At 48.1% G+C, this 23,358-nt stretch carries 23 protein-coding genes; all 23 read right to left on the bottom strand.

Going from position 1 to position 23,358, the window contains the following annotated elements; all coding sequences use genetic code 11:
- Positions 1–120: 120 nt before the first annotated feature.
- Positions 121–981, bottom strand: coding sequence for a chemotaxis protein CheW (locus tag Q4526_RS13090; protein ID WP_215977527.1), 861 nt, complete (start codon positions 979–981; stop codon positions 121–123).
- Complete coding sequence (locus tag Q4526_RS13095) at positions 981–1,793, bottom strand: ParA family protein (protein WP_215977528.1); 813 nt, start codon at positions 1,791–1,793, stop codon at positions 981–983. The genes Q4526_RS13090 and Q4526_RS13095 overlap by 1 nt, the downstream gene beginning before the upstream one ends.
- Positions 1,794–1,871: 78 nt before the next feature.
- Complete coding sequence (gene motD, locus Q4526_RS13100) at positions 1,872–2,789, bottom strand: flagellar motor protein MotD (RefSeq protein ID WP_215977529.1); 918 nt, start codon at positions 2,787–2,789, stop codon at positions 1,872–1,874.
- A 13-nt stretch (positions 2,790–2,802) separates the two neighbouring features.
- Complete coding sequence (locus Q4526_RS13105; RefSeq protein WP_215977530.1) at positions 2,803–3,543, bottom strand: flagellar motor protein; 741 nt, start codon at positions 3,541–3,543, stop codon at positions 2,803–2,805.
- The gene (locus Q4526_RS13110) at positions 3,543–4,658 is read right to left on the bottom strand and encodes a chemotaxis response regulator protein-glutamate methylesterase (protein ID WP_215977531.1); all 1,116 of its coding nucleotides are present in this window, start codon (positions 4,656–4,658) and stop codon (positions 3,543–3,545) included. Before Q4526_RS13110 ends, Q4526_RS13105 begins: the two co-directional genes overlap by 1 nt.
- Before the next feature lie 50 nt (positions 4,659–4,708).
- Complete coding sequence (locus tag Q4526_RS13115; protein WP_215977532.1) at positions 4,709–6,982, bottom strand: chemotaxis protein CheA; 2,274 nt, start codon at positions 6,980–6,982, stop codon at positions 4,709–4,711.
- 11 nt (positions 6,983–6,993) lie between these two features.
- Positions 6,994–7,788: a protein phosphatase CheZ gene (locus tag Q4526_RS13120; RefSeq protein ID WP_215977533.1), complete on the bottom strand. Its 795-nt coding sequence runs from the start codon at positions 7,786–7,788 to the stop codon at positions 6,994–6,996.
- Positions 7,789–7,822: 34 nt separating this feature from the next.
- Positions 7,823–8,206 carry a chemotaxis response regulator CheY gene (gene cheY / locus Q4526_RS13125; RefSeq protein WP_215977534.1) on the bottom strand — a complete coding sequence of 128 codons (384 nt, stop codon included), beginning with the start codon at positions 8,204–8,206 and terminating at the stop codon, positions 7,823–7,825.
- A gap of 139 nt (positions 8,207–8,345) precedes the next feature.
- Positions 8,346–9,065, bottom strand: coding sequence for an RNA polymerase sigma factor FliA (locus Q4526_RS13130; protein WP_215977778.1), 720 nt, complete (start codon positions 9,063–9,065; stop codon positions 8,346–8,348).
- Positions 9,066–9,092: 27 nt separating this feature from the next.
- Positions 9,093–9,920 (bottom strand): MinD/ParA family protein, encoded by an 828-nt coding sequence (locus Q4526_RS13135; RefSeq protein ID WP_215977535.1) that lies wholly within the window; start codon positions 9,918–9,920, stop codon positions 9,093–9,095.
- Positions 9,921–10,026: 106 nt separating this feature from the next.
- The gene (gene flhF, locus Q4526_RS13140; RefSeq protein ID WP_215977536.1) at positions 10,027–11,421 is read right to left on the bottom strand and encodes a flagellar biosynthesis protein FlhF; all 1,395 of its coding nucleotides are present in this window, start codon (positions 11,419–11,421) and stop codon (positions 10,027–10,029) included.
- A 20-nt stretch (positions 11,422–11,441) separates the two neighbouring features.
- Positions 11,442–13,649, bottom strand: a complete 2,208-nt coding sequence (gene flhA, locus Q4526_RS13145; protein ID WP_215977537.1) for a flagellar biosynthesis protein FlhA — start codon at positions 13,647–13,649, stop codon at positions 11,442–11,444.
- A gap of 140 nt (positions 13,650–13,789) precedes the next feature.
- Positions 13,790–14,926 carry a flagellar biosynthesis protein FlhB gene (gene flhB, locus Q4526_RS13150; RefSeq protein WP_215977538.1) on the bottom strand — a complete coding sequence of 379 codons (1,137 nt, stop codon included), beginning with the start codon at positions 14,924–14,926 and terminating at the stop codon, positions 13,790–13,792.
- Positions 14,926–15,711, bottom strand: a complete 786-nt coding sequence (fliR, locus tag Q4526_RS13155) for a flagellar biosynthetic protein FliR (RefSeq protein WP_215977539.1) — start codon at positions 15,709–15,711, stop codon at positions 14,926–14,928. Before fliR ends, flhB begins: the two co-directional genes overlap by 1 nt.
- Before the next feature lie 3 nt (positions 15,712–15,714).
- Positions 15,715–15,984, bottom strand: coding sequence for a flagellar biosynthesis protein FliQ (gene fliQ, locus Q4526_RS13160; protein ID WP_215977540.1), 270 nt, complete (start codon positions 15,982–15,984; stop codon positions 15,715–15,717).
- A 21-nt stretch (positions 15,985–16,005) separates the two neighbouring features.
- Positions 16,006–16,851: a flagellar type III secretion system pore protein FliP gene (gene fliP, locus Q4526_RS13165; RefSeq protein ID WP_303609658.1), complete on the bottom strand. Its 846-nt coding sequence runs from the start codon at positions 16,849–16,851 to the stop codon at positions 16,006–16,008.
- On the bottom strand, positions 16,844–17,317 hold the full coding sequence (fliO, locus tag Q4526_RS13170) for a flagellar biosynthetic protein FliO (protein WP_215977542.1): 474 nt from the start codon (positions 17,315–17,317) through the stop codon (positions 16,844–16,846). The genes fliP and fliO overlap by 8 nt, the downstream gene beginning before the upstream one ends.
- Positions 17,318–17,321: 4 nt before the next feature.
- Positions 17,322–17,735 (bottom strand): flagellar motor switch protein FliN, encoded by a 414-nt coding sequence (gene fliN / locus Q4526_RS13175; RefSeq protein WP_303603542.1) that lies wholly within the window; start codon positions 17,733–17,735, stop codon positions 17,322–17,324.
- A gap of 46 nt (positions 17,736–17,781) precedes the next feature.
- Complete coding sequence (fliM, locus tag Q4526_RS13180) at positions 17,782–18,792, bottom strand: flagellar motor switch protein FliM (protein WP_215977544.1); 1,011 nt, start codon at positions 18,790–18,792, stop codon at positions 17,782–17,784.
- Positions 18,793–18,802: 10 nt separating this feature from the next.
- Positions 18,803–19,336 (bottom strand): flagellar basal body-associated FliL family protein, encoded by a 534-nt coding sequence (locus tag Q4526_RS13185; protein WP_215977545.1) that lies wholly within the window; start codon positions 19,334–19,336, stop codon positions 18,803–18,805.
- Positions 19,337–19,594: 258 nt separating this feature from the next.
- Positions 19,595–21,175 (bottom strand): flagellar hook-length control protein FliK, encoded by a 1,581-nt coding sequence (locus Q4526_RS13190; protein WP_215977546.1) that lies wholly within the window; start codon positions 21,173–21,175, stop codon positions 19,595–19,597.
- 104 nt (positions 21,176–21,279) lie between these two features.
- Positions 21,280–21,621: an Hpt domain-containing protein gene (locus Q4526_RS13195; protein WP_215977547.1), complete on the bottom strand. Its 342-nt coding sequence runs from the start codon at positions 21,619–21,621 to the stop codon at positions 21,280–21,282.
- 22 nt (positions 21,622–21,643) lie between these two features.
- A complete protein-coding gene (locus tag Q4526_RS13200; protein WP_368411108.1) occupies positions 21,644–23,347 on the bottom strand; it encodes a SpoIIE family protein phosphatase in 1,704 nt (567 codons plus the stop codon).
- Positions 23,348–23,358: the final 11 nt, after the last annotated feature.

Consider the following 23,358-nt stretch of genomic DNA (forward strand, 5'->3'; position numbering starts at 1 on the left):
CACATTTCCTCGCTCGCTGGGCACTTAGCCCTTAATAATCTCTACACCAAATAGCATAACACTATTCATTACTATAGCTTACCGCACAAAATGCGCCAACAACACTAGCTTGGACTAACCTCAAGCGAGCCGGGCATTTTTATCCGAGTCAGTTAACAATTTACCGACCATAGGTATATCCAGCAGAGCACACATATGGGCTTTAACAGTGCCTGCCAGCCAGGGTCGCTGGGTACGAGTACCACGCCATTTTACATCTTCCGGGCTTAAGGTAATGGGCTGCTCGACATTATCGACAGCCAAACCCCAAGGCACACCATTGATAGAGATCACGTATTTAGCCGTTTGCTCAAAGGCGGGATCATATCGCTCTGGCATCACAAATTTTGCTGTATTGACGGTACGTACCTTGCCAGATGCGGTGGGTTGAAGTCCCATAAACCAATCAGCCTGCCCAAATAAAGGCGTTAATTCATCGGTCAAAGGCTGAATTTGCCCCAAAGAGATTAAGGGCACCGCTAAGGTCAAACCGCTTACTTTAAATAACAACACCTCAAAGGTGTTTTGTGCCCAGCGAGGACGGCCATTATCAAGCCATTCGAGCTGTTCATCTAGCACATTTAAGGCAACAGCATCCTCTATTGCCTCTAGAGTTTCACCAACTGAAGGCGACTCTTTACTCGTAACTTGGCTGACGGGCACCACCGGTGCTTGCACAGGCACAGCGGCGGGCTCGTTTAGGTCTACATCGGCCACCTGCTCTACTTGAACACGCGCGCTTTGCAGTAATTTTTGCAGCTGCTCGCGCTTAATTGCCATAACATCTTTTTCGGCAAGCGGCATCGGTTTTACGGCTTCGGATTGAGGTGCAGCTATCGCAGGCGACGCCGCAGACCGAGTTGACGATTCTGATTCAGACCCGACGCCCAACAAATCGCTGAGATAGTCCTGGAGTACATCATCAGTTTTGCTATCACTCATCAGCCGACCCCTACTTTTTGTGAAGTATTAGCCGATTTATTGCTTTTGCTGCGGACTAACCATTTATATAAAGATCGGTAGGCCTCAACGCCTCGGCTTTGCGGCTCGAATAGATGTGGTGGGACCCCCGCCTTACTGGCATCACGAAACTTAGTATCAATTGGAACCTTGCCCGGCCAAGTCTGCAAAGGATAATCATGGCGTATGGTTCGCAAGGTTGAGACGGATGCTTGTGTTCGGCGATCGAACATAGCCGGTACGATACAGTAGCTGACTTGTTTTTGATTGGATTTTGCCATCATATTCAGCGTGTTGACCATTCGCTCAAGCCCTTTCAGAGCGAGGTATTCTGTTTGCACCGGAATAATCAACTCATGACAAGCTGCCAGCGCATTGATCATCAGTACGCCTAGCAAAGGAGGGGTATCAATAATGGCCAAGTCGTAATCGTCACTGACCGCGGATAATACCTCACCTATAACTAACCCCAAAGCACCCTGCCCCACAGCGCGGCGCTCCAATGTCGCCAAGGCGGTAGCCGATGGGATTAAATCAAGTTTCTGATGGCCACTATTGATAATGACCGACTTTACAAAGTCCCGACTTAACTTGCCTCGTTCGGCAAAGAGCGTAAAAGCACTGAGTTTTACGGTATCCGGGTTTTGACCAAAGTAGCTGGTCAAAGAGCCATGCGGGTCCAAATCAATCAGCAATACGCGACGGCCTTGCTCGGCGGCAAGGCCGGCTAGTGCTGCGCTGGTGGTCGTTTTACCTACACCACCTTTTTGATTTGCCACCGTCCAAACGATCAATGTTTACTCCAGCGTCAATATGCTGACACAGTTTATAGTATTGGCCCTATTCGGTATCAACAGCAACTATTGTGCCTACTAGTTTTCACGAGGTAAATCAGGATCACTGCTAAACAGCAAATCGCCGTCTTCCATCTGCACAGCCTCTATCAAGCCTTGATTCGAATCAGGTCTTTTGACGGTATCGGCCGACTGCGCCATATCTTCAGGTGTATTTTCAGCTTCAGAGGCTGGCGCAAGTGCCGCGTCTCCGGCCAGCGCATCGATCGAGTTGCGCGGTCGGTCAAAGGCATCGCGGGCAATCATCACGGCCACTCGTCTGTTTTGTGCTCGCCCATCGGCACTGTCGTTCGCCGCTACTGGTTGATGCTCACCATAGCCCACAGCCGCAAGTCGGGTGGCATCGACACCGTTTGCCACCATCCATTTTACGATCGCGCTGGCGCGCGCCGAAGACAATTCCCAGTTACTGGGATAGCGCTCAGTATTGATCGGTACATTATCCGTAAAGCCTTCAATTTGAATCGGGTTTTGGGTTTCGGCCAAAATAGTAGATACTTTACTAAAAATTTCACGGGCTTGCGCACTGGCATCGGCACTGGCGGAATCAAATAAAATATTGTCGCGTAGTTCAATTTGCAGCCACATTTCATTACTTGAAATGCGCATTAATTCATCATCAATCAGTTGATCAAATTCATCACGAAAGTTTTGTTCTAAAATTCCTAAATTTCCGCCGCGAGCCATATTTAAATGAACGACCGACTGTTGCTGGTTTAGTATGGGGCGATCGATATCGATAGTTTTTTTCTGTGTTGAATCAGATTCAAAGGCCTGATCAAGCGTTGTGGAAAGCACTCGATACTTACTTTCATTCACTTGTGAAATAGAGTACATCACCACAAAGAATGCAAATAACAACGTAATAAAGTCGGCATAGGATACCAACCAACGTTCGTGATTTACTTTTAGCTCTGATGATCGGCGGCGAGGCATAACAGGGTCTACATTAATTGAGGTAGCCGCTCAGCTTTACCTGAATGGCTTTAGGGTTTTCACCATCGGCAATCCCCATGACCCCCTCGATGAAAAGCTCTTGGTAGCGACTGTCGCGGTCCACACACTGCCGTAATTTATTGGCAATAGGCAATAAAAATAAATTGGCAAGCGCCACACCATAAATTGTTGCGACGAAAGCAACGGCTATACCTGGCCCCAATTGTTCGGGATCTGCCAAATTGCGCATAACATGTATAAGCCCCATGACTGCGCCTATAATGCCTATGGTTGGCGAGTAACCTCCCATGCTTTCATACACACGAACGGCCTCCATGTATTTTTGCTCTTTTAAAATCATGTCTCCTTCCAGTACGCGTTTAATACTGTCAGGCTCATTACCATCAACTAATAACTCCAGACTTTTTTGGGCAAATGGGTCTTTTTCTTCTTCCGCCAAACGCTCTAGCCCTAACAGCCCTTCTTTACGTGCAACTGACGACCAATGAGTTATTTTCTTCACGCCTTTGGCATAATCCACAGACGGTGGTCGAAACACCCAAGGGAACATCCCCAACGCCCGCGACAAACAATCTTTCGGGGTCTGCAACATGGCAGCGCCAGCCGTACCGCCAAATACAATTAACGCGGCAGGCAAATTAACCAGCGAACCCAGAGATCCGCCCTCAATAAAATTACCGCCAATAATAGCCGCAAAACCAAGTATGACGCCAATAATACTGAGCAGATCCATTAGGTCACCTCATTGGCGATTTCTATGCCAATCTCTTTTAATGGCAGTATTCGATCAGATAAATTAGCTCTAGCGACCGCCATTGGCATACCGTAAATGACACAACTGGCTTCATCTTGACTCCAGATTTGAGCGCCCTTTTGTTTTAGCAGTTCTGCCCCCTTGCATCCATCAGACCCCATCCCGGTTAGCACAACGCCAAGCACACGATCCGACAAACTATTAGCGGCGGAACCGAAAGTGATATCCAAGCTGGGTTTATAGTTAATTCTCACATCATCGGGCATTACTTTTACTTTTGAGCCACGAGAATCCAGCATCATTTGCTTACCCCCGGGCGCCAACAATGCCACACCCGGCCGTAAGGTGTCGCCATCCACCGCTTCGCGAACCTCAATAGCACATTGCTTGTTAAGTCTTTCGGCAAAAGCTTTAGTAAAATTCTCCGGCATATGCTGTACCAGCAAAATAGGTATTGGAAAATTTCCCGGCAATTTAGTCAACACATCGGTCAATGCCACCGGCCCTCCGGTTGAGGCGCCAACCACGAGCAGTTTAGGCTTGGAAAATGTCTTTTTAGTTGAGCTGGATTTCGTTGATTCGACTCTTGGCCGGCTGCTCGTTAATGGTTGCCGTTTCGGCAGCGGGGTTACACGATCAGCAGTGGCTGCATGCCTTGTTGCAGTATTGGCCGAACTAACGACTGGGGTACTTTTTGCTTGACGAGCTAAAGTAAGTAATCGTTCGTGTAATTTTTGAGTTAAAGTCACGGAGTTGCGAGACACTTCGGCAAAATCTTTGGGGATAAAATCCAAAGCACCTGCGGCCAATGCATCCAGAGTAATACGTGCACCTTCGTAGGTTAACGAAGAAAACATTAAGATAGGCGTAGGGTTTTCGGCCATAATATGCCTGACCGCGGTTACCCCGTCCATCACCGGCATTTCGAAATCCATGGTGATAATATCAGGTTTGGCCTTGGCAACCATTTCTACAGCTTCTCGGCCATTACTTGCAACAGCAACCACCTGAAGATTTGCATTTTTACCGATAATTTCCTTCAATCGTGTTTGAAAGAAGTGTGAATCATCTACAATCATTACCCGTACGGGCATGCCTTATCTCCATTTATCAGGATAAAATCCATAACCGTTACAACTCAAAATCACGCGCCATTAGAATAGCTCTGCAATAAGCTAGGCACATCTAAAATAAGAGCGATGGTGCCATCACCGGTAATCGTAGCGCCGGCCATCCCCGGGGTACCCTGTAACATTTTACCCAGAGGTTTAATAACAACCTCTTCCTGTCCGATCAATTGGTCTACAACAAAACCCACACGCCGTGTGCCTACCGTTACAATCACCACATGGCCTTCTTTTTGATTTTTGGTGGATACATGCGCACCATTGATCAACCAATTTTTCAGGAAAAATAGAGGTATTGCCTGATCTCGTATTGCCACGCACTCTTGGCCATCCACCACGTGGGAACGGGTAAGATCCATATGGAAAATTTCATTTACACTGACCAAAGGCAAAGCAAAGGTCTGATTTTCCAACATGATCATCAACGTTGGCATGATTGCCAGGGTAAGCGGGACTTTAATATTAAAGCGAGTGCCCTCACCCAATTTCGATTGAATTTCTATCGAACCATTTAATTGGGTGATTTTAGTTTTCACCACATCCATTCCGACGCCGCGGCCCGACACGTCGGAGATTTCTTTTTTCGTTGAAAAGCCGGGAGCAAAAATTAACGCAAAGGCTTCACTATCGGATAACCGCTGCACAGTATCCTCATCATAGACACCTTTCTCCACTGCAATCTTGCGCAGCTTATCCGGATCCATACCGGCGCCATCGTCGGTAATAGACAGAAGAATATGATCGCCCTCTTGCTCCGCGCCCAGCACAACACACCCTTTGCGTGGTTTGCCTTTTTGTTCCCGAATTTCTGGCAGTTCGATACCGTGATCTACCGAATTGCGCACTAAGTGAACTAAGGGATCGGCCAAAGCTTCAACCAAGTTTTTATCCAGGTCGGTTTCTTCACCGACCAGTTCAAGGTCAATCTCTTTTTTCAAATTGCGAGCCAAGTCCCGCACCACACGAGGAAAGCGACCAAACACCTTTTTAATTGGCTGCATACGAGTTTTCATAACGGATGACTGCAAATCAGCCGTTACAACATCAAGATTAGAGACCGCCTTAGATAAAGACTCATTTTGAGCGCTATCACCTAATCGCACCAATCGATTGCGCACCAAGACCAGCTCGCCCACCATATTCATGATTTCATCGAGCCGTTGCGTATCTACCCGCACTGTTGTTTCTACTTGGGCTGGCGCGCCTTCTCGCTCAGGCCGGCCTTTTTGTGGGCCACCCGGTGTAGCGCTTTTGGCTTGAGCCTGAGACGCTGAAGCTTTAGGCGCTAATTCTACTTTTGGCTTAGCAGAAGGTGTTGGAGCGGGAGCTTTGTCTTGAGCTGCATTACTTTGAGGCCCTTTGCCTTTACCGTGTATTTGATCCAGCAAAGCTTCAAATTCGTCGTCGCTGATATCATCACTGGCTCCAGCGGCTTTAGCCGGCTCGGAGCTGTCGGCGGCTGGCGTGCTCTCAGCAGGAGCTGAGCCAGCGGTTTTTGTCGGGGCCTTACCCTTGCCGTGTAATTCGTCCAACAGAGCCTCAAACTCGTCATCGCTAATCTCATCACTTGAGGTTGCCGGCTTGCTATTGCCGCTTGGCGCTGAAGGCGCTGCCGCACCGGGAGCTTGCCCGGCACCGTGAAGTTGATCGAGTAATGCATCAAATTCATCTTCGGAAATCTCATCACTACTACCATCAGGTGTAGTGGCCGCAGTAGTGCTCGCGCCGCTCGGTTCGTTAGTAGATTGGCCCGCCGTAGTACCGGATAAGGCATCCAAAAGGTCATTAAATTCGTCGTCGGTGATATCGCTGCTAGCGCGAACGGTATCGGGCGAAGCGCTTTGCGACTCAGACGGGACAGCACCGTCATCGGCAGGGGCTGCGCTGGGTCCGTTCAGATCCTCGCAGGCGACCAGTTTTTCGAGCTGTGAAAGGAGTTCGGGGTCGGCCGCGGTGAGCTCTTCGCGTTGAGAGACCTGTTCGAATTGCAAATTAACGGCATCTAGCGCTTGCAACACAACATCCATAAGCTCAGATGTCACTTCGCGTTTACCATTGCGCAGAATATCGAACAGGTTTTCGGTGACGTGACAGCATTCCACCATCGCGTTTAATTGTAAAAAACCGGCCCCACCCTTAACGGTATGAAAACCGCGAAAAATGGCATTCAGTAATTCACGGTCGTCGGGCTGACGCTCCAGTTCGACCAGTTGTTCTGAGAGGTTCTCTAGAATCTCACCGGCTTCAACCAGGAAATCCTGTAGAATTTCTTCATCATCACCGAATCCCATTCACTCTTCCTCTAAAAGCCGAGACTGGACAGCAGGTCATCTACTTCGTCCTGACTTGATACTACGTCTTCTTTTTCTTTATCAATTTGAGGGCCTTCGCCTTTACTGACTTCAACAACGCGGGCCTTACCCTCGTTATCGGCCTCAACTTGTAAACCTGTAATCTCTTCTACCTGACCGGCGATTCGAACCAAACTGACCAAATCCTGTTCGACTTCATTAATCAGACCCATTACGCGCTTGAGCACTTGACCGGTTAGATCCTGAAAGCCCTGCTCGAGAATGATTTCCTGCAGGTTTTTCCCCAGCTGCTGAGTACCACTTTCCATTTGGCCCAAAAAATCATCCATACGGGTGTAGAGTGCTCTGAACTCGTCCGCACTCATGTCTCCACTTTGCAACCGGGTCCACTCTTGTTTGAGAGAGTTAGCCTCTTGTCCCAGGTTCATCGCAATAGGAGCGGCCTCTTCAACCATGTCCATGGTCTTGTCAGCGGCACTCTGGGTTAAATCAATGACATACTTTAAACGGTCGGTAGCATCGCGAATTTCAGAACGCTCAATACTGGGAGGTTCTGAGGAGAGGTCGCCGTCAACATTGAAATTGACAATGGCACTGTGCAGACCGCGGGTTAAACGGCCCACAGACTGGAAAAGATGCTGATCCCGGGAAGACACTATCGATTCAATTAAGCGGGTCGCCTCATCGTAATCATTACCTTGAAGTTTCTCCACCAGCAAACTGGCACTTTCTTGCAGTTCTTTGACGAACATTTTGTTGTCGTTTTCTTGAGTATCAGACGTCATCGGAGTGCCTTTATTGTTGTAATTTTCTGAGCTATTAACCTACCCGCTCGAAAATCTTCTCAATCTTCTCTTTCAGTGCCGCCGCAGTGAAAGGCTTGACGACATAACCATTAACACCCGCTTGCGCCGCCTCAACAATTTGATCCCGCTTTGCTTCGGCAGTGACCATAAGAACTGGCAAAGGCGCCAGTTTCTCATCGGCGCGAACTGCTTTAAGCAAATCGATACCACTCATCCCTGGCATGTTCCAGTCGGTAATCAAGAAATCAAACCCGCCGCTTTTCAGCATCGGCAGTGCAGTCACACCATCATCAGCTTCGTGGGTATTGGTAAACCCAAGGTCTCTGAGTAGATTTTTGATGATCCGCCGCATTGTCGAAAAGTCATCGACAATTAGAATCTTCATTTCTTTATCCAATGCTGCCTCCGTATCACTCTCAAGGGAGTCTGAATTACTCTAATTCTAGTCGCTGGGGAGAATGAATCCAGTGCCAGCGGCCACTTTACGTTCCGATCCTATATTTTTGAGATCGGAACCCGGCTATTGTACCCTATGATCAATCATTCTGGGTCCAATCTGACAGTCTGGACCTGAGTCTGCTAGCCGCCTGAGAATGTATCTGACTAACCCGGGACTCACTAACGCCTAATATTTGACCAATTTCTTTAAGATTTAGCTCTTTATCATAGTAAAGGGCCAACACCATTTTTTCCCGTTCCGGCAATTGGTTTATCGCCTGACTGAGAGATACCTTTAGGCTTTCTCGCGTTATATTGTCCTGAGGGTTATCAAACTCGCTGGATTCACCGGAAAGAGAAGCTCCGGCATCGTCGGTAAAGGTTTCTTCATAGCTAAACAAACGGCTGGAATTGGCATCGCGCAGCATTGCGTGATAATCGTTCAGTTCAACCCCTAATTCGGCTGCCACTTCACTGTCGTCGGCATCGCGTCCATGTCGAGCCTCCACCCGGGTAATAGCCTCGCTGACACGTCGAGCGTTGCGATGAACAGATCTTGGAGCCCAGTCCCCGCGTCGCATTTCATCGACGATGGCACCTCGAATTCGAATGCCAGCATAGGTTTCAAAGCTAGCGCCTTTAGATCCGTCGTATTTTTGTGCCGCCTCAAGAAGGCCAATCATGCCCGCCTGTATTAAATCATCGACCTGCACTGATGCAGGCATTCTTAACATCATATGGTGAGCGATACGCTTTACCAGTGAGGCGTAGTCTTCGACATTGATAGGATTCGCCTGGGAATTAGAATTACTGTACATAGCCAACCCATTTGCCGCGTTCATTACTCAATACCCCGCCCCACCCGTTTGCAGAAGCCGCTCTACAAAAAACTCTAACTTGCCGGTTGGTGCAGCCGGCAGAGGCCAACCATCAACCGTTTTTGCCAATTGGCGGATAGCCTGAGCAGCTTTGCAATTAGGTGCAAATTCCAGTAAAGCTTTCTGCTTTTGCACCGATTTGCGAACGGTCTCATCGAAAGGAACCTGTCCAACATACTGCAGTGTTACCTCTAGGAACCGCTCACAAACAGCATTGAGTTTGGCGAACATGAGCTGCCCCTCTCTGGCTCCTCGCGTCATGTTGGCCACCACTCGAAAGCGCTGCACATCGTGTTCTTTATTCAGAAGTTTGATCAGTGCGTAGGCATCGGTAATCGATGATGGCTCATCGCATACCACGACGAGCACCTCATTGGCCGCACGAGCAAAACTCACCACGGTATCGGAAATACCTGCCGCAGTATCAATGACGAGCACATCAACTTGATCACTCAAATCACTAAAGGCAGAAATCAGCCCAGCGTGCTCTTGGGGGCTCAACTCCGCCATTCTTTGTACACCCGAGGCCGCCGGTACAATTTTGATACCGGCAGGCCCGGTGACTAACACATCCTCAAGATCACAATTGCCCGCTAGTACATCAGCTAAGGTGTATTTGGGGGAGATTCCTAAGAGTACATCGACATTGGCCAAGCCAAGATCAGCATCCAGCAATACCACACGGCGACGCAGCTGAGCCAGTGCCATACTGAGATTAACCGAAATATTACTTTTACCTACACCGCCTTTACCACCGGAAACAGCAATGACTTGCACAGGGCGATTTTGACTCATCTCAACACTCTCTTTGTCGCACTCACCCAGGTGAGGCCCAATAAGTTATCTGTAATACGCAATCTATTGTCAATCATTACACAGTAATGCCTGTCACTCACAGAGTTTATCGCCGCACAGTTACTTTTGATTCAGCATTGCCCGCGACACGCACTGCTCGGCTCAATAAACTCGGGCCTTTGGCAACCGCTATATCATCAGGAATTTCCTGACCATCGGTAGTATAGGCTATTGGCAGTTTTGCCTGTATCGCACAATCAATGGCCTCGCCGATACTGGTGGTTTCATCCAGTTTAGACAACACACAACCCTGCAGCTTTGCCTCATTGTAGGCGTGAAGTGACGCTTTTAACATCTGAGCTTGGCTATTGGCCGGCAAAACCAGCAAACTGCGCACTTTAGGGATCTGGGCCAGAGCTTTCATCTGTTGTTTTAGCACAGGGTCGCCGTGACGCAAGCCTGCGGTATCAATAAGCACCAATTCGACATTGCGTAAACTGCGCAACACTTGGGGCAAAGGGTTGTGATCATCAACTACTCTCAGGGGCACTTTTAGAATGCTCGCCAGAGAACGCAATTGGTCGTGTGCCGCTAAACGCTGAGTATCGGTGGTCACTAAAGCGACTTTATCAGCGCCGTGTTGCATGACATAGCGCGCCGCTAGCTTGGCAACGGTTGTGGTTTTTCCGGCGCCGGTTGGCCCAACAAAGGCAAAAACACCCCCGCTGGCGGTCACATCTTCTCGGCAAACTGGTATGGCTTTCGCCAAACGGGCCATTACCTCAGGCCAAGCCTTGGCAATTAAACGATTGTTTAAAGGCTTTTTTAGCACCGCTCGGGTTACGCGTTCAGAAAACCCCAAATTATATAAGCGCTGGGCCATGCCGCCATTAATAGGTGCGGCCGCTTTGGTGTTAGGCGGCGCAGACGCGAAAGACGACAACTGCTGTTCAAGCAATTGTCGCATTTGTAAGATTTCTTCTTGTAAATCCGCAATACTCTGACGCTCTGCACCTGAGTCTGCACGCTCGGTCAGCTCAAGTTTAGCTGTCTCAATTGGTTCGTCCAGCAAACCATAACGTTCGGCCGCTGATTGAGTTTTAACCGTTGCTTTAGGCTTGGTCATGTTGCCTACCGCTGCATTAGACACGCGGATACCGGCATTAACAACCTGACGCTCTGCCAAATACTCATCAGCAGACTCATCAACTGCCGCACGGGCAGCCAAGCGACGACTGGCCAACTCAATGTCGGCCATTATATCGGCTCCACTTTTATCTGACTTATCTTGGTGGTCGGGAAACAATGGCTGTGGCTGAGATTGACTCGACAACATACCCGGCGCTGCTTGAACCGTGGTAGCATCGGAGCTACTGGTTAAAATTTCCACACCCTCTTTTACCCGTCGGGTAGAAAGAATCACAGCATCTTCGCCGAGGTTTTGGCGCACTAATTCAAGTGCCCGCCGCATATCTTTGGCTACAAACCTTTTTGCTTTCATGCCTATCTCCTACTTCACCTTTAGCCGTCAGCGGTAACCGAGGCATCGATGGTAATTTGCTTGTTGTCTGGTATCTCTGTGTATGCCAGCACATGCATATCCGCGATACTGTGTCTGCAAAAACGCGCCAACATAATTCGCAAAGGCGCCGCCACCAGTAAAACGGTTGGCTTGCCGGCCATTTCCTGCTTCTGTGCGGCCTCTGCCAATGATTTTTGTAGCTTCTCTGCCAACCCTGGCTCTACAAAAGCGCTCTCTTCTACCCCGGCTTTATGTGCTTGCTGAACAGTACCCAGCAACAATTGTTCCAACTGAGGGTGTAACGTGATAACCGGCAGCTCGGCCGCGGTACCATTGATACTTTGGATGATTTGACGGCCCAGTGAGACTCTCGCCGCGGCGGTTAAAGTGGCGGGATCTTGACTCTTTCCTGCCACCCCCGCCAAAGCTTCGGCGATTGAGCGTATATCGCGAATAGGAACCCGCTCGCGCAATAGGTTCTGCAATACTTTTAACAGGGTATTCAAGGTCACTGTGTTGGGTACTAACTCTTCGACCAATCGAGGTGAAGTTTTCTCCAGCATATCGAGCAACTTTTGTACATCTTCATGGCCAATTAGCTCATGGATATTATCTTGCAAGATATGATTCAGGTGGGTAGCCACCACAGTACTCGTATCAACAACTGTGTAACCTAGAGTTTGTGCCTGCTCTTTTTGTCCACTCGTAATCCAAATTGCATCCAAACCAAAAGCGGGATCTTTGCCTTTAATACCATCGATATCGCCAAAAACTTGGCCCGGGTTAATCGCCAGCTCGCGGTCCGGGTGTACCTCAGCCTCGGCCACAGTTACCCCCATAAGGCTTAATCGATAGGCATTAGGCGCAAGCTCTAGGTTGTCTCGTATATGAACGGTAGGCACCAAGAACCCCATTTCCTGGGACAGCTTCTTCCGCACGCCTTTAATGCGACCCAATAGCGTACCGCCTTGGTTTTTATCCACCATGGGAATTAACCGATACCCGACTTCCAGTCCAATCACATCCACCGGCTGAACATCATCCCAGCCGAGCTCAGTGTTCTCTGCCGGGGGCAAAGCACCCGCTGGAGCTGGTGCTGGGCCTGGGGCCATCGATTGACCGGCAGGTTTAGCAACTGGCCGACCAGCATTAGCACCACCGGGCATATAATTATCCTCAACGGGCTCGGGTTGCTGTTTGCGCCAGTGAATATAATAGGCAAAGGCTCCACATAAGATCGCTAAGCCCAAAAAGGCCACATGGGGCATGCCAGGTATAGCACCCATGATAAATAAAATGCCTGCCGCTATCATAAGTGCTTTCGGTGAATCGAACATTTGCGACATCACTTGAGAGCGCATATCTTGCGAGCTATTCACCCGGGTAACCAAAATAGCGGTAGCGGTAGACAGCATTAGCGACGGTATTTGCGCCACTAAACCGTCACCGATTGTCAACAGAATGTATTTTTGTAAAGCATCGGCGAACTCCAACTCATGCTGGACCATACCGATACCCAAGCCGCCAATGATATTAATTGCCAAAATCAAAATCCCGGCGATTGCATCGCCGCGTACAAATTTGCTGGCACCATCCATTGCACCGTAGAAATCCGCTTCACTGGCCACATCTTCACGCCGCTGCTTGGCCTCTTCTTGATCAATAAGCCCCGCGTTCAAATCGGCATCAATCGCCATTTGCTTACCGGGCATGGCATCGAGGGTAAATCTGGCACTGACCTCGGAGATCCGTCCGGCACCCTTGGTCACAACGACAAAATTAATGATCATCAAAATCAAGAAGACCACCAAGCCCACCGCGTAATTGCCGCCTATGACGACCTCACCAAAGGCTTGAATCACCTTACCTGCGGCATCACCGCCTTCGTGCCCATTGAGCAAGACAACTCGGGTTGAAGCGACGTTAAGCGCTAAGCGCATTAACGTCGCCACCAATAAAATAGTCGGGAAAGCGGCAAAATCTAATGGCCGTAGGGCATAAACCCCCACCAGCAACACCACGATCGATAAGGCAATATTGAAAGAAAAGAAAGCGTCGAGCATAAACGCGGGCATGGGTAAGATCATCATGCCCAGCAACATAATCAGTAAAACAGGGATGCCTAGGTTTCCCCGGCCCATTCCCTTGACTTGATTAAATGCGGCCTTGCCATCAGCCTTTGTGAATTGCCCCAAAGATAGTGCCATAAAGTTGTACGTTTTTTTGACGCTCTGTTGTAGTTTCTTGCTCTATCGCAAGAACCATACCTAAGTGTTAAAGCGAAACAAAAAAAGGAGGCAGGTTAGATTAAAGGAAAAACAGATAGCACTAGCAGGCAGGTCAAAAATCAATCATATCGCATATCCCGCGGTACATTAATATCACGTGGAAAAACCGGCCTCTCCCCTTTGCCTTGGCGAAAATTTCTTAGACCAAACACATAGGCTAAAACTTGAGCAACGGCCATATAAAGTCCTGCTGGAATTTCAGCATCAACCTCTGTGGTATGGAATATCGCACGGGCCAATACGGGTGATTCAATGATATCAATCTTGTTGTTTTTAGCGATATCGCGAATACGAAAAGCCGTATGATCACCGCCTTTAGCCAATAGGATGGGGGTAGACATGTCATCTGGGTTGTATTTTAGAGCGACGGAAAAGTGTGTTGGGTTGGTAATAACCACATCGGCTTCGGGTACCTGTGACATCATTCGGCGTTGGGCGATTTCTCTTTGCATCTGCCTAATGCGCCCTTTTACCTCTGGCTTACCATCGGTATCTTTATGCTCATCTTTGAGTTCTTGATGGGACATTTTCAATTTTTTGGCGTGATCCCAAATTTGAAAAGGCACATCAATCGCGGCAACCAATATAGTGACTGCCGACATAGCAATGGTGGTATAGGCGCTGATCAGCACAGACTCAACGATAGCCACATTGGTCTCTAAGGCCCCTAGCTGCATCATATCCTGCTGCCATATAAAAAGAGCCAAAACAGCAACCGACATGACCACGGAAACTTTCCCAAGAGATTTGGCCAACTCTACCAAAGCCTTGACCGAAAACATTCGCTTTAAGCCTGCCAATGGATTCATTCGACTAAACTTTGGCGCCATAGCTTTAGCACTTAACATCCAGCCCCCTAAAGCTATAGGGCCAACAATGGAGGCCACCAATAAAATCGCCAAAAAAGGAGCAATAGAGATTAGTCCTGCGTAAAAAGAGCTTACAAGGTGACCTATCATCGCTGATGTATCGAATATTTCTGTACGACTTAAGGTGAAATTATTTTGAGTTAAAGCCACAAATTTATCAGCAATTAAACGACCAAATACAAACAGACCGATGGATCCTGCCAGCAATATAAAAGTTGTGGTTAAATCGCGAGATCGTGGAATTTGTCCGTCTTCACGGGCTTTTTCAAGTTTTCGTGCGGAGGGTTCTTCCGTTTTTTCCTGACTGCTGTCGTTGTCTTCAGCCATTATGGGAGCCTCAACAGAGCACGGCTAAACATACCCGCCTGATAAAAGACATCTTCGAAGTATGGTAAAAATACAATCAGACTCAGCCACATAAACAACAATCCGAAAATCAAGGTAATCGGAAAGCCGACGCTAAAAACATTAATTTGAGGCGCAGATCGGTTCATAATGCCAAACGCCATATTGATCACGAGCATAGCTGTAAACAGTGGCAACACCACTACCAAAGCCGCACTAAACATCCAACTGCCCATATTGGCGATTTGAATAAACTGATCGGGGCCAAACCCTGCCCCACCAACAGGAAAGGTCGAGAAACTTTCTACGATTAATGCAATGATTAGTAGGTGACCATCAAAGATCAAAAATAAAACGGTAGACAATAAAAGATAAAACTGAGAAAGGACTGTAACAGTAATACCGTTGCTAGGATCGTTCATAGAGGCAAAACCTAACCCCATTTTCATAGCGATCAGCTGGCCGGCCAAGACAAATATATGTAAAACCACCTGAAAACTAAAACCCAGAGCTAATCCGATCAATACTTCATTGGCAACAATCATTAAAGCAGGACCACTCAGTAGGTCAACTCCCCTGGGCACTTCAATCATGGGGCTGACCAGTAGAGTGACAAACAAAGCTAACAAGACACGAACACGTGCTGTTACCGTTTTAGCCCCGAAGATTGGCGCCGCCATAAATACTGCACCAATACGCAGAAAGGGCCAGAGATATTGACCAATAAACTGCATCAGCTGATCGGTACTGAGAACAAGCTCTTGCACAGCTTAGCCTATGAGCCCTGGAATACTATTAAAAAGGCGATTAAATAAATCGCTTAATTTAGATACCATCCAGTTCCCCGCCAACATAATGGTCAATAGCATGATAATCAAACGTGGCAAAAAGCTGAGAGTTTGCTCATTAATTTGAGTGGCCGCTTGAAACATGCTGACCACTAAACCTACGACCAAACTTGGCCCCACAATTAATAGAACCATGATGACGGTCAAGTAAAGCCCATCGGCAAATAAACTGAGTGCGATTTCTGGAGTCATTAGGGCCTCCGATCTATAGAGCTAAACACCGAAACTGGCCGCCAAGGTACCAATAATCATGGCCCACCCATCTACCAATACAAACAGCATGATTTTAAATGGCAAGGACACAATCAGGGGCGAGAGCATCATCATACCCATAGCCATCAGAACACTGGCAACCACGATATCAATCACAAGAAACGGAATGAAAATAATAAAACCAATCTGAAATGCGGTTTTGAGTTCGCTGGTCACAAATGCTGGAACCAGAATAGTAAAAGGCGTTTCTTCCGGGGTTTGAATTTCAACATTGCCGGCGATTCCGACAAACAATGCAATATCGCTCTCACGAGTTTGCGACAACATAAACTGATGAAAAGGTCTTGAAGCTTCAGCCAGGGCCTGCTGTGCAGTTAACTCACTATTCAAATATGGCTGCAAAGCGTTGGCATTCGCCTCATCAAATACCGGCTTCATAATAAACAGCGTCAAAAATAAAGAAAGACCTATTAAGATTTGATTGGAGGGTGACTGCTGCAACCCCAATGCCTGACGCAAAATAGCAAACACAATAATAATACGGGTAAAAGACGTCATCAGCATTAACAACGCTGGCAAGAACGTCAGCATTGTCATCATGGCGAGGATTTGTAGGGTTACCGTATACTCTTGTTCACCATCGGCATTGGTTTGTACGGTGAAGGCAGGCAGCCCCGGAATTGCAGGCAAAGCACTCTGAGTACCAAGCAAGCCCTCAGCCTCACTCTGTGCAGCAACCGAATCATCCGTTGGTTGTTGTGCCCAGCTGTGGGTGACACTTAATAACCCCCCGACCAGCACTATGATTTTGCTTAACAAAATGAGCGTACGCAACAGGTTACTCATGACTCGATTTTCCCTGTGAATCATTATTGTCTACAGCCTTTGGCTTTTGACCGGTCATAACCGCTTTGAGTTTTTCGCTGAATAGCTCGCCACTTTGTATCTCGGTGCTGGCAATCGCCTCGTCAAATACATGTAAGGTTTGAATAGACTGGGCGGTAACTCCGAGCAAAAGCTGTTTGTCGGCAACATCGACAATAACCAATCGCTCTTTGGCACCCAATGGCAAGGTGGCGACCACTTTCATAACCGCTGAACGGGACAAAAACCCACCGCCCATGCCCACCCGACGCACCAGCCAAGCCAGAGCAAATATCAGCACTACCACAAACACCAGCGACAACAACACAGAAAACAGCTGAGCCGACCCTACACCGGCCGAGACTTCGGCACTGGTTTTATCTTGTGCTAAAGCTGGTAACCCGGCACATAATATCAAACCAGAACTCACTGCCTGGAAAATTTGCATCAATTTATTTCAACTTTTTAATACGTTCAGATGGACTGATGACATCTGTCATCCGAATCCCGAACTTCTCGTTAACCACGACCACTTCGCCATGAGCGATTAAAGTGCCATTGACCCTGACATCAAGTGGTTCGCCGGCCAGTCGGTCTAATTCAATGACTGAGCCCTGATTGAGCTGGAGTAAATTGCGAATGGTAATGGCAGTGCTACCTACCTCCATTGAAATAGAGACGGGAATATCGAGAATAAGATCAAGTTCGGGACCTAACTCCCGCGGAGAACCTTCATTTTGTAATTCATCGAAACCAACAGCACTGGAATCATCACCAGCGGTTTGAGCCAAGACTTCATCCACATCCACCTCGGAGCTTTCATCGCCTACTTGCTCTTCCATAGCGGCAGCCCACTCATCCGCCATTGCTCCTTGATCCAATTCGGAATCTTCACCAGTGTTTGTTTCATCATCATTTGCCACGTGAATTTCCTCCTTCAGTAACGGTTATATTGTAAGCGCTACTGTGATCTATAAACTCGTTAATTTTAAATGCCAGATTACCTTTGTGCTGCCCAAGCTGCGTACGAAATACAGGGACACCATTGGCAGTCATTACATGTTGTGAGGGCCATTCAATTGGAATGACATCACCTGCTTCTAAATCCATTATGTCGCGCAGTGGGATATCACATTGAACCAACTCGCACTCTAAATCCACCGCTGCCGCTAAAACGTCTTCTCGCAGTGCTTTTACCCAGCGCTCATCTTGCTCTTCGCTGTCGCTTTGTAAACCTGCATCTAACACTTCGCGGATCGGTTCAATCATTGAATAGGGTATGGTGATATGAAGCTCGCCACCGCCACCGTCAAGTTCTATATGAAAAGTACTGACCACCACGACTTCACTAGGGCTCACAATATTTGCCAATGATGGGTTCACTTCAGAGTTAATGTATTCAAACTCTATTGGCATTACAGCCTTCCAAGCTTCACCCAAATCGATAAATACCTGATTCAACACCATCTGCACAACACGTAACTCAGTGGGGGTAAACTCACGGCCTTCAATTTTGGCATGGCGACCATCACCACCAAAAAAATTATCTACTAATTTAAAAACCAGTCTGGCGTCTAAGATGACTAACCCCGTGCCACGCAGCGGTCGAAACTTAATCATATTTAAGCTGGTAGGTACATACAGGGTATGCACGTATTCACCAAACTTTTGAATTTGTACCCCGCCAACCGACACATCGGCGGTGCGACGCAGCATATTAAACATGCTGATACGGGTGTAACGAGCAAAACGCTCGTTGATCATTTCCAGGGTCGGCATACGCCCCCGGACAATTCGATCCTGGCTTGTTAAATCATAAGATCGTACCGCACCTGGGTCACTGTCGGCATCGGTATCAATATCGCCATCATCAACACCATGTAACAGCGCATCGATTTCATCCTGACTTAATAAGTCCTGCACAGCTCAACCCCTATTGTAAGACCATGTTGGTGAACAAAACTTGTTCTATACCCGGCTCACCAATCTCTTTTTCCAGTACCTGCTGTATTTTTAGCAAGGCTTGCTGACGCAGCAGCTCCTTGCCCTCAGCGGTTTGCAATTCTTGGTAGTCCTGATTGCGCAGTAACATCACCATCGCATTTCGCAAGGCTGGCATGTGCAATTCTAGCGCCGCAACCACATCGTTATTGCGTAACATTAAGGTTACATGTAGCTGCATATACCTTTGCCGACCGCGCACCTCGTAATTGGTGGTGAAGTCGGGCTTCATGGGATAATAAATAGCCGGCTGAATCTCGGGCGCTTCCTCTTCGATCTCTTCAGCCACCTCATCGGTCAATAGCTCTTCATCATCCTCAGAACCATTGAGAAGGTAGAGCGTTACGGCGACGGACACCCCAATCAACAGCAGTAGTATCAAGGCAATGATTATCCACTTTTTTTTACTGCCAGCGGTTTTTGGTTCTGCGCCAGCTTCGCCACCCTCTTGATCTTCTTCCGCCATGTCAAATTTCCGTCATTTGCAGTATTTATCGGTATTTTTGATTACTTCAGCAAAGGTCGTGCCATAGGCTTAACCCTTATATCTCTGAAGTGTATCGGACAGCGGGGAAAGGAACAATGAAGAAATAACGCAACAAAGTAGAGGCAATAGACTGGCGGGAGTATCTAAGGATCTTAATTACACTCCCTCGGTTAATGGTTAACCGGGGGAGTGTAATTCAGCAGCTGTCGCAGGAAATAGCATATAAACCGATTGCCCTTAGGCATATTGATCGAGCAGCCCCACCGTGGAAATGACGGTTGGGGAGCCTTGTTCAGATTCCCCCTGTGAAGCCTCTCCCCCATGACCACCCGCCTCACCTTCAGAATCACCTTCATGACCTGCCATCTGCGGCTGATCTTCGCTGGAAACATCGACATCCACCTGAGTCATACCTTGTTCGGCCAACATTTCCCGTAAGCGGAAAGCGTTTTGGTCTAGTGCCTCACGCACTACCGCATGATGACTGGTGAAATTAACCTGAGTCTGCTCGTTATTGATTGAGATTTTCACCTGCAAGGGGCCAAGGTCGGGAGGGTCTAATCGGATTTCAGCGGTTTTAATACCTTGCTGTGCCAAAAGCACCACTCTTTGATTTACCGCCTGCCCCCAATCAGGGCTTTGAAAACTGGTAGTCACCTGAGCCTGAGCCACTGGCACCCGAACTTGACCTGATGCCTGAGAGACTTGCTGTGTTAGCTGAGCTAGGTTGGCCACATTGTTAATGGAGGAACGATCACCTATTCCCTCACCACGACTTGAAAATAAATTATGCAGCTGGGCAGCCTCACTGACTAAGCGGTTTTTCTCACCTCCGGCTTGGGGCAGCAGGCCGGCAAATGGATTGTCGGCCTGCAATTTAACAATGGCTGCACTCTCGCCAGACTGGGCCTGAGTCTCTCCGCCCTGCCAGGCAGCTGCATTATTGTTAAACCCAGTGCTATCGGCTAAGCGTTGAGAAAATGGGTTATCGCCAGCCATTACCGCAGATTTCAGCTGGGCAATGGTCGACCTCTGAGCAGAATCCAATACACTCGCCAGATTTTTTGCCACCTGAGCAAGTTCAGCGACTTGTGCGCGTAACCCCGCTATCCCCTCTGCCCCCTGAACTTGAGCCAAGAGGGCATTTTGCAGATCGTCAGACAGATCGCTTCGAGCTAAAATGGCTTTTAGCTCCTCCAATGCAGCCTCCCCATCCTCGGCTGTTGCCAATACTTGATCAAACTTAGCCAGGATCTCGTCTAGGGATTGAAGCTGTTTAACCGTGCCTCCCTCGAGCAAGGCAGAGAGCTCAGGAGAGAGTTCATTGAGTTGCCCTTGCGCCAGCATCAAAGATAATAGCGTTGATTGATCTTCAGCGGGCAGAGCCCTAATAGCGTTTGCCTGCGAGTCAGGCAGAGAAGCCAACAGCTTTTCTTGTTCGGGAGTTAATGAGTCATCTACCGTTGACTGAGAGCTCGAATCCACTGCGTTTGAGTGGTATCCCGGCTTATTCGCAGAACTTGCCGCGGAGCTTTTAGAGTCTATTCCTGTATGCGCTTCAGTAACCCTGTCATTTCTGTCGTTGTACTCAAACCGCTGGGGATTGTTTTGCTGAACTTTACTGGACGGGCTTTGGTTTTGCGCTGTATCAGAGCGATGACTAACAGCAGCAGGCTTAGAGGCTGCGCGTACAGATGCCGTGGATTGCATAACACTAGAGAATAGATCGCCAGAGCTTGCGGTTTGGCGCCCGCTTTTGTCTGCACCAGGCAGGTTCTGCAGGTTCAGTAACGCACTGATGGTGGTTGAGTCGGCCATTTTTCGCTATCTCCTGTCAAAAACGGCAAGCCATTGCCGCTTTAGTCGTCTCTTGTTTTACTTACCTTAAGAGATAGCAAGTGAAGTGCCAGTTTAGTTGAGCTTTATAAATAGATATCCAGCTGACTTTTCACTATTTGATATTCTTCTTTAATATCAATGATTTGAGACTCCAAGTCTCGCAAAATTCCTGCCTGAGCTCGATCTTCAACATTCTTGCAGAGTCTAACTAGCTCATTAGCACCGATGTTACTGCTGCTGCCTTTAAAGCTGTGGGCCGCGCGCCTTAGCTCTTCGGCCAAACCTGCGGCCAAGGCTTTTTGCATATCCTGTATTCTCTGCTGGGAATCACTGAGAAAGGTTTCAATCAAACGCTGAAAATCCTCCTCCATTACCTCTTGCAGTGTTGCCAAGGTTTCGTGATCAATGTGATTACTCCCGGTCATGGGCACACCTCGTTATTATGATTTAATCATCCACTCGCCAGCGGTACTGAGCTTTAACACAATTGCCGGGGGGCACCACCTGCAGTGAGTCACACAACGAAGAGGCGAGCTTAAGCCCCCGGCCACTGTACTCTTTTCCAGTGTCGCTTAATGCCAACCCAGACACATCATAGCCTACCCCACTGTCTTCAACCGTGATTTCTAAGGTGCCGCCACCTTCCGAGGTCCGATGCTTAAGCTCGATTCGAATATAACCTTCTACAACCTCTCGGGTTCGCTGTTTGCGTAGCTCGTAGTAGCGCTCAAAACCCGCGGGATCATTTTTAAGCTTAGAATCCAAACCAAGCACACCATGCTCTAAGGCGTTGGTATAAAGCTCTGAGATAACGGTATACAAAGTGCCGCTGTGGTTACGAAGTCCCGGCACCTCCAGCAAAACACTCAGTAACAATGGCAACGGATCAAAAATAGAGAAACTTGAAGGTTTCACTTCAAAGGCTAGGCTCCACTCCGCCAATTGCGACTGTGCCTTAGCCGGTTCAGACTGTTCTTTAAAAGCGACCTCTACCGGAGCCATTAAAATTTCTATTAGAGATAGATCATCACTTTTCTCAACATCACCGGAAAATTGCTTAACTTGATGTAACAACTCAGAAAACAACTGGGAAGGATCTTTGTTTTTAGTAAATGAGGCGAGCAACCTCTGTTCGCCAAACATCTCCCCGTCGGCGTTTCGAGACTCGTGAATACCGTCAGACCAGAGATAGATACGTTCGCCGTGATCGAGCTGAAACAAGACCGGATCGGCTTTAAAGTCTTTATTGTTCAGAACACCTAGCGGTAAATGGGTCGACTTGATCGGTTCAATCGTGCCATCGTTATGATAGATATAAGCCGCCGGCAGGCCACCGTTCCAGACTCGAATGGATTTTTTGCGAAAATTCACCTCAACCATGGCAGCGCAACAAAATAATCCAACCGGCAGAATGCCCTTCAGCTTACCGTTAATCTCCGACAGTATATCCACCATCGAAAAGCCTTTATTGACCATGTCATAAAAGGTGGTTGCCAGTGGCATAGCGCCGATAGCAGCCGGTAAGCCGTGGCCGGTAAAGTCACCCAACAACAGCATCATATTACCCGCCGGGGTGGATGAGGCCACCATTACATCGCCATTAAAAACCGCCAAAGGTGAGAGGTAATATTGCAAGCTGTCGGTATTTAAATCGCCACCGCGGGTAATATTGTCGAACACTTGTTTGGCGACCGTTTGCTCTTGCAAGAAATGTTCGTTGTGCAAGGCAATTTGGTCACGCTGATTTAGCATAGTGCGATTCATGGTTCGCATGCGGTAAAACGCTTTGATTTTTGCCTGCAGAATCACTCGATTGTAGGGTTTTGATAGGAAGTCATCGCCGCCGGCTTCAAGACATTTCACCAGTGATGGAGTGTCAGTTAATGAGGTTAAAAATATGATCGGAATAAGCTCTTCACCGGCCAATATTTTGATTCGACGGGCCGCCTCAAAACCATCCATATTTGGCATTAAAGCGTCGAGTAAAACAACATCAGGGCGTAATTTCTCAAATTTTTTCACGGCCTCAACACCATCGCGCGCGCTGATAACCCGATGCCCTTCTTTTTTAACAATAGCTTCCAGAATCAACCGATCGGTATCGGTATCATCCGCAACCAGTACGGTAATCTCCCGATCATTGCGTATCACATCCATGCCCC

The organism is Gilvimarinus sp. 2_MG-2023, from assembly GCF_030547685.1.
Taxonomy (GTDB): domain Bacteria; phylum Pseudomonadota; class Gammaproteobacteria; order Pseudomonadales; family Cellvibrionaceae; genus Gilvimarinus.

Excerpts from the sequence above, each read along its gene's own strand:
- motD (WP_215977529.1), bottom strand. The coding sequence starts at position 2,789 with ATGCCTCGCCGCCGATCATCAGAGCTAAAAGTAAATCACGAACGTTGG.
- Q4526_RS13105 (WP_215977530.1), bottom strand. The coding sequence starts at position 3,543 with ATGGATCTGCTCAGTATTATTGGCGTCATACTTGGTTTTGCGGCTATT.
- flhB (WP_215977538.1), bottom strand. The coding sequence starts at position 14,926 with ATGGCTGAAGACAACGACAGCAGTCAGGAAAAAACGGAAGAACCCTCC.
- Q4526_RS13115 (WP_215977532.1), bottom strand. The coding sequence starts at position 6,982 with ATGGGATTCGGTGATGATGAAGAAATTCTACAGGATTTCCTGGTTGAA.
- Q4526_RS13110 (WP_215977531.1), bottom strand. The coding sequence starts at position 4,658 with ATGCCCGTACGGGTAATGATTGTAGATGATTCACACTTCTTTCAAACA.
- Q4526_RS13190 (WP_215977546.1), bottom strand. The coding sequence starts at position 21,175 with ATGGCCGACTCAACCACCATCAGTGCGTTACTGAACCTGCAGAACCTG.
- fliQ (WP_215977540.1), bottom strand. The coding sequence starts at position 15,984 with ATGACTCCAGAAATCGCACTCAGTTTATTTGCCGATGGGCTTTACTTG.
- fliN (WP_303603542.1), bottom strand. The coding sequence starts at position 17,735 with ATGGCGGATGAGTGGGCTGCCGCTATGGAAGAGCAAGTAGGCGATGAA.
- flhF (WP_215977536.1), bottom strand. The coding sequence starts at position 11,421 with ATGAAAGCAAAAAGGTTTGTAGCCAAAGATATGCGGCGGGCACTTGAA.
- Q4526_RS13185 (WP_215977545.1), bottom strand. The coding sequence starts at position 19,336 with ATGGCGGAAGAAGATCAAGAGGGTGGCGAAGCTGGCGCAGAACCAAAA.
- Q4526_RS13120 (WP_215977533.1), bottom strand. The coding sequence starts at position 7,788 with ATGACGTCTGATACTCAAGAAAACGACAACAAAATGTTCGTCAAAGAA.
- flhA (WP_215977537.1), bottom strand. The coding sequence starts at position 13,649 with ATGGCACTATCTTTGGGGCAATTCACAAAGGCTGATGGCAAGGCCGCA.
- Q4526_RS13130 (WP_215977778.1), bottom strand. The coding sequence starts at position 9,065 with ATGTACAGTAATTCTAATTCCCAGGCGAATCCTATCAATGTCGAAGAC.
- fliP (WP_303609658.1), bottom strand. The coding sequence starts at position 16,851 with ATGAGTAACCTGTTGCGTACGCTCATTTTGTTAAGCAAAATCATAGTG.
- Q4526_RS13090 (WP_215977527.1), bottom strand. The coding sequence starts at position 981 with ATGAGTGATAGCAAAACTGATGATGTACTCCAGGACTATCTCAGCGAT.
- Q4526_RS13135 (WP_215977535.1), bottom strand. The coding sequence starts at position 9,920 with ATGAGTCAAAATCGCCCTGTGCAAGTCATTGCTGTTTCCGGTGGTAAA.
- Q4526_RS13195 (WP_215977547.1), bottom strand. The coding sequence starts at position 21,621 with ATGACCGGGAGTAATCACATTGATCACGAAACCTTGGCAACACTGCAA.
- fliO (WP_215977542.1), bottom strand. The coding sequence starts at position 17,317 with ATGCAAATTTTCCAGGCAGTGAGTTCTGGTTTGATATTATGTGCCGGG.